This window comes from Parabacteroides sp. CAG:2, from assembly GCF_000436315.1.
In the GTDB taxonomy this organism is placed as follows: domain Bacteria; phylum Bacteroidota; class Bacteroidia; order Bacteroidales; family Tannerellaceae; genus Parabacteroides; species Parabacteroides distasonis.
The window spans coordinates 205,492-217,286 of sequence record NZ_FR885330.1 but is presented as its reverse complement, the minus strand read 5'-3'; the positions used below and the strand labels follow the sequence as shown (position 1 = coordinate 217,286).

The window sequence follows — 11,795 nt, the reverse complement described above, 5'->3', positions numbered from 1 at the left end:
GCGATATATCTACCGCCGCTACCTCAGCCTTCGGAAGATGTTTCGCCAAGGAAATAGCGATACAGCCGCTTCCCGTACCAATATCTAATATACGAGGGGCTTGGCCTCGGTAGTCCGTGATGATCCGCTCGACCAACTCGGCGGTTTCCGGGCGGGGAATCAATACGTCCGGCGTCACCTTAAACTCCATCCCGTAAAAATCCGCTATACCTAATAAGTATTGTATGGGCTTGTATAAACGCAGTCCTTCTACAATCTCCTTGATTTTAAATTTCTCCGTATCAGATAATTCTTTACCTTTGCCTAACAGGAGTTGATGGGTAGAAAGACCGCAAACACGTTCCATGATGAGCCGGACGAGCGCTTGGGCTTCGCCGGGAGGATAAATATCTTTGAGGGAATTTCGGATGTAGGCGATGGTCTCAGTCATATCTTACTCTTGTTTTATCGCGAAAGTAGTGTAAAAACCGTTTATATGCAAAGATTATGGTAGAGGTTGAAGAGAAATACATGGCTCGTTGCATCGAGTTGGCTAAAGGAGGGAGGGGAAATGTCAGTCCGAATCCGATGGTTGGCGCGGTGGTTGTGCATAAGGGCCGTATTATCGGTGAGGGATTTCACAGGAAATGTGGGGAGGCGCATGCAGAGGTGAATGCTATCGCTTCCGTGAAAGACGAGTCTTTGTTGAAAGACAGTACGATTTATGTGAGTCTGGAGCCTTGCTCTCATTATGGGAAGACGCCTCCTTGCGCCGAGTTGATTATCCGGAAAGGGATTCCACGGGTGGTGGTCGGTTGCTTGGATCCTTTTCCCGAGGTGTCGGGGCGAGGCGTGCGGATGTTGCGTGAGGCCGGTGTCGAGGTCGTCACAGGCGTGATGGAGGAAGAAGCCCGTGTGTTGAACAAGGCGTTTATGACGCTACAAACGAAAGGCCGTCCTTATATTATCTTGAAATGGGCGCAGAGCGAGGATGGGTTTATCGATCGTTTGCGTACGGACGTGTCGGAGCCGGTCACGGTTTTGTCTTCTCCGGAGACTTCCCGCTTGGTGCATAAACTTCGCTCGGAGGTGGCGGCTATCATGGTCGGTACACGGACCGCTTTATTGGATAATCCTTCATTGAACGTGCGCCATTGGTCCGGTAATTCTCCGGTTAGGGTCGTATTGGATCGCCGGCTCGTTATTCCCGATTCTTATCGGTTGCTGAATGGTTTCTCACGTACATTAATATTTACGGAGAAGGAAGTGGAAAACCGAGAGAACATGGAGTATATCCGGATAGATTTCGAGGGCCCGGTGATCCGGCAAGTGCTAGATCATCTTGCTGTCCGGAAGTTGGATTCCTTATTGGTGGAAGGTGGGACTCAGCTGATTAATTCTTTTGTGGAAGCGGATGTATGGGACGAGGCGAGGGTGGAAACGGCCCCGGTTCGCCTGTATCAAGGGGTGCATGCGCCGATGCTTGGAAAGGAGGCTGTTAGCGGCATCTCCGGACGTTCTGTTATGAGCATTAAAAATCATAACTATGAAATTTTAAATCATAACGATGAGTTCGAAAAATCATAACTATGAATTTTAAGGCTCATATAATCAACTAAAATATTATAAATATTAGCAGGTATTAGGGTGAAAGCAAAAAATGTTTCTACTTTTGTGCCTTTATATGCGACAAACTTATGTTTTTGATGAAAAATAAATTAGTACTATTTATAACAGGTTGTTTTGCATTAGTGTTGTCTTCTTGTTTGAAATCAGAAGATGTCACTGATATAGAATTGGTTAAGAACTGCCAAATATCCTCTTTTAAGCTAAGTAGTGATTCTATCTCGGGGTTGGATACCGTGAAGTTTACGATCGACCAACTGACGGGGCGGATTTTTAACATTGACTCTCTGCCTTTTGGCACGAAGATCGAGAAAGTTGTTTGTACGATTACGGCAGCCAGTAGCTATGCGCTTAGCGGTATAGAGGTAAGCCCGTATGCTTATCCGGACTCTACTTATTACTTAAACAATTTATCAGACTCCATTAATTTCTCCGCTCCGGTAAAGTTCGTGGTTCATGCGTATGACCAAGTCACGACAAAAGTCTATATGGCGCAGGTGAATATCCATCAAGTGGTTCCGGACTCTATGGTTTGGAGTATGTACGCGAATCCTATGATTGGCATTACCGTGAAGGATCAGAAGGTGGTAACCTACGATTATAATGGATCGGAGAATTACTTTATGTATGTGAAACCCGCCGAGTCCGGTAAACCTTACCAATTATATTACGCTCCGGTAAGCGCACCTAAGGGCTGGCAGTCATTATCCTTGACCGGTCTGCCTTCCGATGGGCTTTTGATCTCCCAGATTACCGAGTATAACAATGCTTTATATGTGCCGGCTACAAATGGCACTTTATATAGATCCGAGGATGGCTTGACTTGGAGCGCTGTAGAGAACGCCCCTTCCGTGAAATACGTTTTGGGTAGCGTGAAGCAGGGCACGAAACAGCCTTCCGCCTTAGCTACGATCGTGGATCAGGAAGGAAAGTTAGCGTTCTATGCGATGAACGAATCCATGGAGTGGATCGCCGGAGATGCGGTGCCTAGCGGATTCCCTGTTATCGGATTTAGCAATCTCCAATATGCCGCAATGTATCATGAGTACTTGATGACCGCCAGCGGACGTACCGTGGACAACCAAGTGGTTAATACGACTTGGGCGACCATGGATGGTATCTCTTGGGCGTTGATGGCTTCTGGTGACGCAAACTTCACGAAGCGTGAGGGAGCGATGATCACGAATTATGACGATAAGTTTTTCTTGATCGGAGGTATCGACGCTTCGAACAAGGCATTGAAAGATATGTATCAATCGATAGATTATGGTATTTCTTGGTCGTTGATCGACTCGATGGTGGTGTTACCGACCGACTATGCGGCGAGAGGCTTTTCCTCAATTATTGTGGATAAAGAGAATTTCGTGAACATTTTCGGAGGAAAGACCAGCACTGGTTCCAATGACTTGAACCAACTTTGGAGAGGCCGTATCAATCGTTTGATCCCGAAGGAATAGAAAAGTTCGATAGGAGATGTATAATTTTATGAGGCTTTTAGCGTTAGAAAAAGAAGTGTGGTATATATAACAGCAAGGCTTATGACTTCAACTTTTTTTCAGCGGCTTCTCATAATCATCCTATTAGCGGGTACGGTCCCTACGCTTTGGGCGCAGGAATATAAGTACGAGATCGGTGGTATGGCTGGTGGCGCCTTTTATATGGGCGACGCCAACAAGAATACGATATTTAAAGGAATGAATCCGGCGGTGGGAGCCGTGTTCCGGTATAACATCAACTTTCGTTGGGCCTTGAAAGCCAACTTGATGTGGGGACAGGTTTCCGGTAAGACCGAAGGTATGGAGAACGTTTTTCCGAATAATGCCCAAACCTCTTTCAACCGTAGTATCATGGAGTTGGGGGGACAGGCGGAGTTCAATTTTTTCCCGTATAGCGATAAGTTCGACTATGCGGGGGCGAAGCGTTTCTCTCCTTATGTCTTGGTGGGCATTGGGCTGACGGTGGCTCCGGGTGGTGGGAAGACTTTCGCCAGCCCGAATATTCCTTTAGGCGTGGGCATGAAATATAAGATCAAGAACCGCCTTAATTTAGGGTGCGAGTTCTCGTTTCGTAAGTTATTTGGCGATGGCCTAGAGGGAAAGGACATGTTGGACGATCCGTATGGTGTTAAGGGTAGCGCTCTTAAGAATAAAGATTGGTACTCTTTCTTGTTGTTGTCTGTTACATGGGATTTCGGCCCGAGGTGTCGTACTTGTAACAATGCGAAAAATATAAGTGAATATTAGTAAGATAAAAAATGTCGTTGATTGAGAAAATAGACAAGAATCGCTTGCCACGGCACGTGGCAATTATTATGGACGGGAACGGACGTTGGGCCAAGGCGAAGGGGAAAGACCGTAGCTTCGGGCATCAGGAAGGCGTTGTTTCGGTCCGTAAGATTATGGATGCGGTCACTCAACTCGGATTGAAATATCTGACGTTGTACACTTTCTCTACCGAGAACTGGAATCGTCCGGAAGAGGAGGTCCAAGCGCTGATGAGCTTGCTGGTCTCTGCCATTCACCGGGAGACTCCGGACATGATGAAGAAAAACGTTCGCCTTACCGCCATAGGCGATCTTTCCCGTTTGCGTGAGGATGCTTATAATACATTGCAAGAATGTATCGATACGACTTCGGCGAATACGGGAACCACACTTGTTCTGGCGCTTAGTTATTCTTCCCGGTGGGAGATCACCAGAGCGGCTAGGCAACTCGCCCAAGAGGTCTTGGAACAGAAAATAAACCCCAATGATATAACCGAGGCTATGGTCTCGGACCACTTGACGACCAAGAATATCCCCGATCCCGATCTTTTGATACGGACCGGAGGAGAGAAACGCATCAGTAACTTCTTGCTATGGCAGTTGTCATATGCTGAATTCTTCTTTACGGATGTGTTTTGGCCGGATTTCAGAGAAGAAGAGTTGTATGAGGCTATATTGTATTACCAGCAACGTGAGCGTCGTTTCGGTAAGACAAGTGAGCAATTAATCTTATAAACAATAGCTGTTATATGTACAAAAGAATAGTGCTGTTTTTTATTTGCTTGGGTTTCGCTTGCGGTGCGTTTGCCCAAGAAATAGACACTACCCAAGTTGAGGCGCCGGCAGAAGTGCCGGTCATTTCGTACTCGTTAGCTCCGAAGAAATACAAGATCGCGGATATAAAGATTACGGGTATCAAGAATTATGATGATTTTGTGTTGATCGGCTTCTCGGGCTTGTCGGTAGGCGATGAGATTACCGTACCGGGAGAGGAGATCACTACAGCAGTGAAGCGTTTTTGGAAACATGGCTTGTTTTCGGATGTGAAGATCTTGGCGACGAAGATCGAGGGCGACCAGATTTGGCTGGAGATTCAGCTGAAGCAGCGTCCGCGTATCTCGCAAGTCAATTACCACGGTATCAAGAAAGGCGAGCGTGAGGACTTGGAGGCGAAGCTGGGCTTGAAGAAAGGTTTCCAGGTGACACCGAACGTCATGGACCGTGCCAAGATCGTGATCCAGAAGTTCTTCGATGGCAAAGGCTTTAAGAACGTGGATGTCGAGATCGAGCAAAAGGACGATCCCGCGAATGAAGGCGAGGTGATCGTGGATATCAATATCGATAAGAATGAAAAGACCAAGATCCATCGTATCTATTTTGAGGGTAACGAAAAACTGACTGCCCGGGAGTTGAAGAAGGCGATGAAGAAGACGAACGAGAAGTTCAGCTTGCCGAACGACTGGAAAACCAGTATCATGGAGATGTTCAGCACGAAGAAGTTCACGACTGAGGAATATGAGAACGATAAGAAAAATATAATCGCTAAATATAACGAGCATGGTTATCGCGACGCCGTATTGTTGTCCGATAGCGTAGCGAACTTTAACGAGAAGAAGGTAGATATCTTCTTGAAAGTGGATGAAGGTGAGAAATACTATTTGAAAGATATTCGCTTCGTGGGTAATACGCAATATTCTACGGACTATTTGATGGCCGTGTTGGGTATGAAGCCAGGCGAGGTGTATAATCAAAAGAAATTGAACGAACGTTTGAGTACGGATGAGGATGCCGTTTCGAATGTCTATTTTAATAACGGTTATTTGTTCTTCAACGCCGATCCGGTAGAGGTGGATGTAGCGAATGACTCTATCTCGTTAGAGATCCGTATCCAAGAGGGTCCGCAGGCGACGATCAACCGTATTATCATTAATGGTAATGACCGTTTGTATGAGGACATCGTTCGCCGTGAGTTGCGTACCAAGCCGGGTATGTTATTCAGCCGTGACGACTTGATGCGTTCCGTTCGTGAGTTGGCTCAGATGGGACACTTCGACCCGGAAAACATGAATCCGGTGCCGCTGCCTGATCCTGAGAATGGAACCGTGGATATCGAGTATAACTTGGTTTCCAAGGCGAATGACCAGATCGAGTTCTCCGCAGGTTGGGGACAGACGGGTGTGATCGGTAAGTTAAGTTTGAAGTTTACGAACTTCTCTATGAAGAACTTCTTGAACCCGAAAACCTATAAGGGCATCATCCCGCAAGGTGAGGGACAGACATTGACCTTGAGCGGCCAGACGAACGGGCGTTATTATCAGGCTTACAGCATCTCCTTCATGGATCCTTGGTTCGGCGGTAAACGACCGAATACGTTGTCTGTCAGCGCTTATTTCTCAAAGCAAACCGATATCAGTAGCAATTACTTGAGCAATTCCGGCTATGGTTATGGCGGTTATCCGTATTACGGTGGTTATGGCGGTTATGGTGGTTACGGCTACGGTAGTAACTATTATGGCAATAATTACTACAACAATAGTTATGAGTACGCTTACGACCCGGATAAATCGATCATGATGCTTGGTATCGCTGCCGGTTATGGTAAACGCTTGAATTGGCCGGACGACTACTTCCAGTTCATGGCGACGTTGAACTATCAGTTGTATATGATGCATGATTGGGACTATTTCTTGGTTAATAACGGAAATTGCCATAATATCAACTTGGAGTTGATGTTGCAACGTAATTCTATCGATAACCCGTTGTATACTCGTAAGGGTTCACAATTCATGTTGTCTGTAGCGGCTACGCCTCCTTATTCTTTGTTTGATAATAAGGATTATGGGGCGATGTCAAGCTCAGACCCGGATAAATATAAATTCATCGAGTATCATAAATGGAAGTTCAAAGCGAAGATCTTCTCTCCGTTGGCTCCGTTGACCGTGAAACGTACGCCGGTATTGATGACCCGTGTTGAGTATGGTTTCTTAGGTACTTATAATAAAAATAAGAAGTCTCCGTTCGAGACCTTCTATATGGGTGGTGACGGTATGAGTGGTTACTCCAGTACCTATGCTCAGGAAACGATCGGTTTGAGAGGTTATGAGAATGGTAGTATCGCCGGTAATGGTGGTTACAACTCTTATGGATACGCTTATTCTCGTTTGGCTATGGAGTTGAGATATCCGTTCTTGCTGGAGCCTTCCTCTACGATCTACGGATTGGTATTTGTGGAGGCTGGTAACGCTTGGACTGATTTGAAGAATTTTAATCCGTTTAACTTGAAACGCTCCGCCGGTGTCGGTGTCCGTATATTCTTGCCGATGATCGGTTTGATGGGACTCGACTGGGCTTATGGTTTCGACGAGCCGAATTATGGATCTAATGGTAAACGTAGCGGTAGTAACCTGCACTTTATCATCGGACAGGAATTCTAAAATATAGATCGGGTATAGCTTCGTATGTAGAGACGGGGCGTGTTCCGTATGTGGAGACGGGGCACGCCCCGTCTCTACATTTAAATAAATACTTTTAACGAATATTGGTAGGCTGTAAGTAAACCCTCTGTTATATTTGCAGTCATAAAGTAGAACTATAAATAAAGAGAGTATGAAAAAGATTATCACATTGAGCTGTCTGATGTTGCTTTGTTCTTTTGCCGGCATGGCACAGAAGTTCGCTTTAATCGACATGGAATATATATTGAAGAATATTCCGGCTTACGAAATGACCAATGAGCAGTTGAGCCAAGTTTCCAAGAAATGGCAAAATGAGGTGGAAGCGATTCAGCAAGAAGCTCAGAATATGTATAAGAATTATCAGAGCGATCTGGTATTCCTCTCCGCCGAGATGAAAACGAAACGTGAGGAAGAGATCGTGAAGAAAGAGCAAGAGGCGCAAGATCTGAAACGTAAATATTTCGGTCCTGAGGGTGAGTTATATAAGAAACGCGAGAGTTTGATGAAACCGATTCAAGACGAGGTGTATAATGCGGTGAAAGAAATCTCGGAAGACAAGGGATATCAAATTGTTTGGGATCGAGCTTCAGCTATGAGCATTATTTTCGCTTCTCCGAAGATCGATATCAGTAATGAAGTGCTGATTAAGTTAGGATATTCAAAATAAATGCTTACATTTGTGCGCTTTATGCATGAAAAGTGTGAAAGCTTGATTAATAACAAAGTAATTATATAGTAAAAATGAAGAAACTTATTGTTTTATTGTTGATGATTCTCCCGTTGGGAGCTATCGCTCAGGAAGTTAAAATTGCGTTTGTAAAAACTCAAGAGGTGTTTATGGCTATGCCGGAGGTATCTGGTATGGAAAAACAAATGGCAGACTTGAATGAGAAATATAGAGTTGAATTGAAGCAAATGCAAGATGAATACCAAAAGAAATATTCAGACTTCGTAGCGCAGCAAGATTCATTGACAGAAAATATCAAGTTGAGAAGAATGCAAGAGATTCAAGATATCCAAGAACGTATGGATAACTTCGTTCAGGTAGCTCAGCAAGACGTACAAAAGAAACAACAGGAATTGTTGCAACCGATCCAACAGAAGTTGCACGAGGCTATCCAGAAGGTAGGCGAGGAGAAGGGATATACGTATATCATCGATCCGGCAGCTTTGCTTTATACGGGTACTAACGCGGTAGACGCAACTCCGTTTGTTCGTACGAAACTCGGTTTGTAATTAGCAAGAAAATTTATTCTATAGAATAAAAGAGGGGGTGTTTTCCGAAAGGATTGCACCCTTTGTACTTTATAAAAGAAGGTTTCTGATATGTTTCCACAAACTCCCGGTCCGATCGGTCTTTTTGATTCAGGTTATGGCGGACTTACGATTTTCGATAAGATTCATCAGTTGATGCCCGGTTATGATTACGTTTATCTGGGCGATAACGCACGTTCTCCTTATGGAACCCGTTCGTTCGAGGTCGTTTATCAATTTACCCGTCAGGCGGTATCGCATCTGTTTGAGTCGGGTTGCCAATTGGTGATCTTGGCTTGTAATACGGCATCCGCGAAAGCGCTTCGTACGATTCAACAAAAAGACTTGCCTACATGGGACCCCAATCGTCGTGTATTGGGAGTCATCCGTCCTACAGTTGAGTTAGTGGATACGATCAGCCGTACCAAACATATCGGTATCGTAGGTACGAGCGGTACGATTACGTCCAATTCTTATACGATCGAGATCGGCAGGATGTACCCACATATCCAAGTGACAGGCGAGGCTTGCCCCATGTGGGTCCCTTTGGTGGAGAATAATGAGTTTAATTCCCCGGGAGCGGATTATTTCGTGAAAAAGCATATCGACCATATATTATCCGTAGATCCGCAAATCGATACGCTTATCTTGGGATGTACTCACTATCCCCTTTTGATGGATAAGATCCGTGCTTTTCTTCCTTCCGGCATCACTCTATTCTCGCAAGGCGAGCATGTAGCGGAGAGTTTGCGAGATTATTTAGGGCGTCACCCGGAAATGGATCGTAAACTCACGAAGGGAGGAAGTTGCCGTTTTCTTACCACGGAGTCGGCAGAGAAGTTTTCTGAGGCGGCCTCTATCTTCATGAATACTCCGGTCTCGGTTTCCCAGATCGAGCTATAACGCCCCTAGGCCCTATGAGGGAGATGTATATGAACGCTATTTATACTTCCCTCCTTCCTTATGAATACTTGAAAGATATCGGATGAATTCATTTGAATATCTAGTATAATTCTACAGATCACGTCGTGGTCTGTAGAGTTCACGTCGTGGTTTGTATAGTTCACGTTGTGGTCTGTACAGACCATGACGTGAATTAGAAAATAAAATAAGGAGCGAGAACGTATAGGTATAGAAAGAAATAGGTATAATACCCTATCCTATCTTAAATTCTTGCCAGATGTCTGTCTTCTACAGAAAAGTCAGACGTTCCCTTATTGGATGCTCTTTCCGAAAGGAGCCAAGGCTAAAGCTGCCATCTTAAAATGTTGCATGCCGAAAGGGATGCCGATGATCGTGATACATAGCAAAAGGCCGAATCCTAGATGCGTAAGGCAAATCCAAAAGCCTCCGACGAATATCCAGATAATGTTCATGATAAGTGACAGGCATCCTCCGGAATTCCCCTCGTCTACGACACGGCTGCCAAAAGGCCATAAAGCCAGTATCGCTAATTTTAAGGTCTGGAGGCCAAAAGGTATACCAATGATCGTTATCATTAGTATTAGGCTGGATATCAGATATTCTACACTTGTTATAATCCCTCCGAAGAGTAACCATATTATATTCCCCAAGAATTTCATACGCTAGTTATTTAAATGGTTGATACTATCTTTCTCATATATAACAGATGCTTTACTAACTGTGGCTACATGAAAGCTATCTATTTCCGCCAAGATTTGCCGCTTAACGAAAGCGAAACTATCCCTGTAGGCCGGTTTCACCGGTTCAGAAGGGGGAGCTTCCATTTTTAGCGGATCGATAGGTTGCCCGTTCTTATGGACACGGAAGTCTAGGTGCGGCCCGGTAGAGAGTCCGGTGGAGCCTACATAAGCGATTTCTTGGCCTTGTTGCACATGGCTGCCTACTTGGATTCCTTTGGCGAAGCGGCTTAAGTGCATATAAGTCGTGGTGTATACGGAGTTATGTTTCACTTTCAGGAAATTGCCCCCGCCGTTTTGATATCCCTTGGCGATAACCGTACCAGCTCCGATGCTGCGTACCGGTGTACCGGCCGGTGCCGCGTAATCAACCCCATGATGCGCCCGGTATCGTTTGAGGATCGGGTGGAAACGGGCGTTCGTAAAACGGGATGTGATCCGGAAAAAGTCCAGCGGTGCTTTCAGGAACGCCTTGCGAAGGCTGTTCCCTTCCTCATCAAAGTATTCGAAGATACTGTCTTGGGTGAAAGGAATCGCCACGAAATCCTTGCCTTGATGCGTAAAGATAGCCCCTTCAATAGAGGCGATGCTCAAGGCGGTGGTATCGTCGATGTAAGCCTCATTGTATAGAACCTTGAAAGAGTCTCCATCCTTGATGTCAAAGAAATCGATTTGCCAAGCGTACACGTCCGATATCTTGATCGCCAGATACGGATCACCTCCGTTGGCCTTGATCACGTTCCATAGGGAAGAGTTTAATACTCCTTCCGTATATTTTTTCTTGAGGGTGATCGGCTTATTAAATTCATAGGCGTTGATCGTATCTCCGGTCAAGTCGATTACGGCATAATCGGTCAGCGACTTGGCGAAGGCGATATATCGAATCGTCTCTAAGGAATCTACCGTGGAAAATGTGTAATAATGCATGCCGGCTCGCAGTTTCGTCGGATCGAGGACATGGGTGGATGCCCTGCTGATACTGTCTGCTTTCAAGGCCGTGAAGCCCAGCCCGGAGAAGATGGAGGCGGGATTATCCCCGTTTTTCATCAAATACTCTTTTACGTCCAAGGAATCGATACAGATGCCGTATTGATACAGATGTTGTGAGCTATCCACCCACTGCGTATCCATGTCTGCGTCTTCCGTGGGCTGTTGGGGCTGTTTGCAGGAGAAACAACTCATCAACATGACTAATACGATACATATAGGTAGTTTCTTGTCCATTTGTCTTCGTTTGTTCATCAAAAATTATTCAACCGGATACAAACTTACGGAAAATAATAGAAATAGCGAAACCTATTTAACGTAAAGCTTTGTACCTTCGCGGACTCGTAAAAAGGTGTTTAGGTAGAAAGCAGATCAATGGACATGTATAGACTATTCCGTGCTCCGAGAGGGCTGAGAGGCAAATTATTTAAATTAACAGGGCCTATCTTTCTGGAAACCTTGCTGATGTTGACTTTAGGCGTGGTGGATACGCTTATGCTGAGCCATCATTCCGATAACGCGGTGGCGGCGGTAGGTGTGGTGAATCAATTGCTGAACATGGTATTCCTG

12 protein-coding genes are annotated in these 11,795 nt (G+C 45.3%); 9 read left to right on the top strand and 3 right to left on the bottom strand.

The genetic code is table 11. The features are described 5' to 3' along the window. The coding region (locus tag QVP94_RS19010) for a N5-glutamine methyltransferase family protein (protein WP_288213322.1) at positions 1-430 on the bottom strand (430 nt) is incomplete at its 3' end. Between the two features lie 56 nt (positions 431-486). Here QVP94_RS19010 and ribD point away from each other — a divergent pair. From ribD to murI, 8 genes are all read left to right on the top strand, one after another. Further along, positions 487-1,566 carry a bifunctional diaminohydroxyphosphoribosylaminopyrimidine deaminase/5-amino-6-(5-phosphoribosylamino)uracil reductase RibD gene (gene ribD, locus QVP94_RS19005; RefSeq protein ID WP_022193245.1) on the top strand — a complete coding sequence of 360 codons (1,080 nt, stop codon included), beginning with the start codon at positions 487-489 and terminating at the stop codon, positions 1,564-1,566. A 119-nt stretch (positions 1,567-1,685) separates the two neighbouring features. After that, a complete protein-coding gene (gene bamI / locus QVP94_RS19000) occupies positions 1,686-3,062 on the top strand; it encodes a BamI family beta-barrel-assembly machinery protein (RefSeq protein ID WP_022193244.1) in 1,377 nt (458 codons plus the stop codon). A gap of 81 nt (positions 3,063-3,143) precedes the next feature. Then, complete coding sequence (porG, locus tag QVP94_RS18995) at positions 3,144-3,848, top strand: type IX secretion system protein PorG (protein ID WP_008772658.1); 705 nt, start codon at positions 3,144-3,146, stop codon at positions 3,846-3,848. 11 nt (positions 3,849-3,859) lie between these two features. Continuing rightward, on the top strand, positions 3,860-4,603 hold the full coding sequence (uppS, locus tag QVP94_RS18990; RefSeq protein ID WP_005858978.1) for an undecaprenyl pyrophosphate synthase: 744 nt from the start codon (positions 3,860-3,862) through the stop codon (positions 4,601-4,603). Between the two features lie 14 nt (positions 4,604-4,617). Then, the gene (gene bamA / locus QVP94_RS18985; RefSeq protein ID WP_022193243.1) at positions 4,618-7,302 is read left to right on the top strand and encodes an outer membrane protein assembly factor BamA; all 2,685 of its coding nucleotides are present in this window, start codon (positions 4,618-4,620) and stop codon (positions 7,300-7,302) included. Positions 7,303-7,474: 172 nt separating this feature from the next. After that, positions 7,475-7,990 (top strand): OmpH/Skp family outer membrane protein, encoded by a 516-nt coding sequence (locus QVP94_RS18980; RefSeq protein ID WP_005858974.1) that lies wholly within the window; start codon positions 7,475-7,477, stop codon positions 7,988-7,990. A 74-nt stretch (positions 7,991-8,064) separates the two neighbouring features. Further along, positions 8,065-8,559, top strand: a complete 495-nt coding sequence (locus QVP94_RS18975; protein WP_005858972.1) for an OmpH/Skp family outer membrane protein — start codon at positions 8,065-8,067, stop codon at positions 8,557-8,559. Positions 8,560-8,649: 90 nt separating this feature from the next. After that, positions 8,650-9,480, top strand: a complete 831-nt coding sequence (gene murI, locus QVP94_RS18970; protein WP_022193242.1) for a glutamate racemase — start codon at positions 8,650-8,652, stop codon at positions 9,478-9,480. Positions 9,481-9,791: 311 nt separating this feature from the next. Here murI and QVP94_RS18965 read toward each other — a convergent pair whose 3' ends face one another. Beyond that, the gene (locus QVP94_RS18965) at positions 9,792-10,160 is read right to left on the bottom strand and encodes a YccF domain-containing protein (RefSeq protein ID WP_005867901.1); all 369 of its coding nucleotides are present in this window, start codon (positions 10,158-10,160) and stop codon (positions 9,792-9,794) included. A gap of 3 nt (positions 10,161-10,163) precedes the next feature. Then, positions 10,164-11,462, bottom strand: a complete 1,299-nt coding sequence (locus QVP94_RS18960) for a M23 family metallopeptidase (protein WP_221735016.1) — start codon at positions 11,460-11,462, stop codon at positions 10,164-10,166. A gap of 144 nt (positions 11,463-11,606) precedes the next feature. Between QVP94_RS18960 and QVP94_RS18955 the strand changes: the two genes are divergently transcribed. Beyond that, positions 11,607-11,795 (top strand): MATE family efflux transporter (locus QVP94_RS18955; protein ID WP_288213321.1); only part of this gene is annotated, 189 nt, incomplete at its 3' end.

Coding starts and splice junctions, on each gene's coding strand:
- ribD (WP_022193245.1), top strand. CDS start 487: ATGGTAGAGGTTGAAGAGAAATACATGGCTCGTTGCATCGAGTTGGCT.
- bamI (WP_022193244.1), top strand. CDS start 1,686: ATGAAAAATAAATTAGTACTATTTATAACAGGTTGTTTTGCATTAGTG.
- porG (WP_008772658.1), top strand. CDS start 3,144: ATGACTTCAACTTTTTTTCAGCGGCTTCTCATAATCATCCTATTAGCG.
- uppS (WP_005858978.1), top strand. CDS start 3,860: ATGTCGTTGATTGAGAAAATAGACAAGAATCGCTTGCCACGGCACGTG.
- bamA (WP_022193243.1), top strand. CDS start 4,618: ATGTACAAAAGAATAGTGCTGTTTTTTATTTGCTTGGGTTTCGCTTGC.
- QVP94_RS18980 (WP_005858974.1), top strand. CDS start 7,475: ATGAAAAAGATTATCACATTGAGCTGTCTGATGTTGCTTTGTTCTTTT.
- QVP94_RS18975 (WP_005858972.1), top strand. CDS start 8,065: ATGAAGAAACTTATTGTTTTATTGTTGATGATTCTCCCGTTGGGAGCT.
- murI (WP_022193242.1), top strand. CDS start 8,650: ATGTTTCCACAAACTCCCGGTCCGATCGGTCTTTTTGATTCAGGTTAT.
- QVP94_RS18965 (WP_005867901.1), bottom strand. CDS start 10,160: ATGAAATTCTTGGGGAATATAATATGGTTACTCTTCGGAGGGATTATA.
- QVP94_RS18960 (WP_221735016.1), bottom strand. CDS start 11,462: ATGGACAAGAAACTACCTATATGTATCGTATTAGTCATGTTGATGAGT.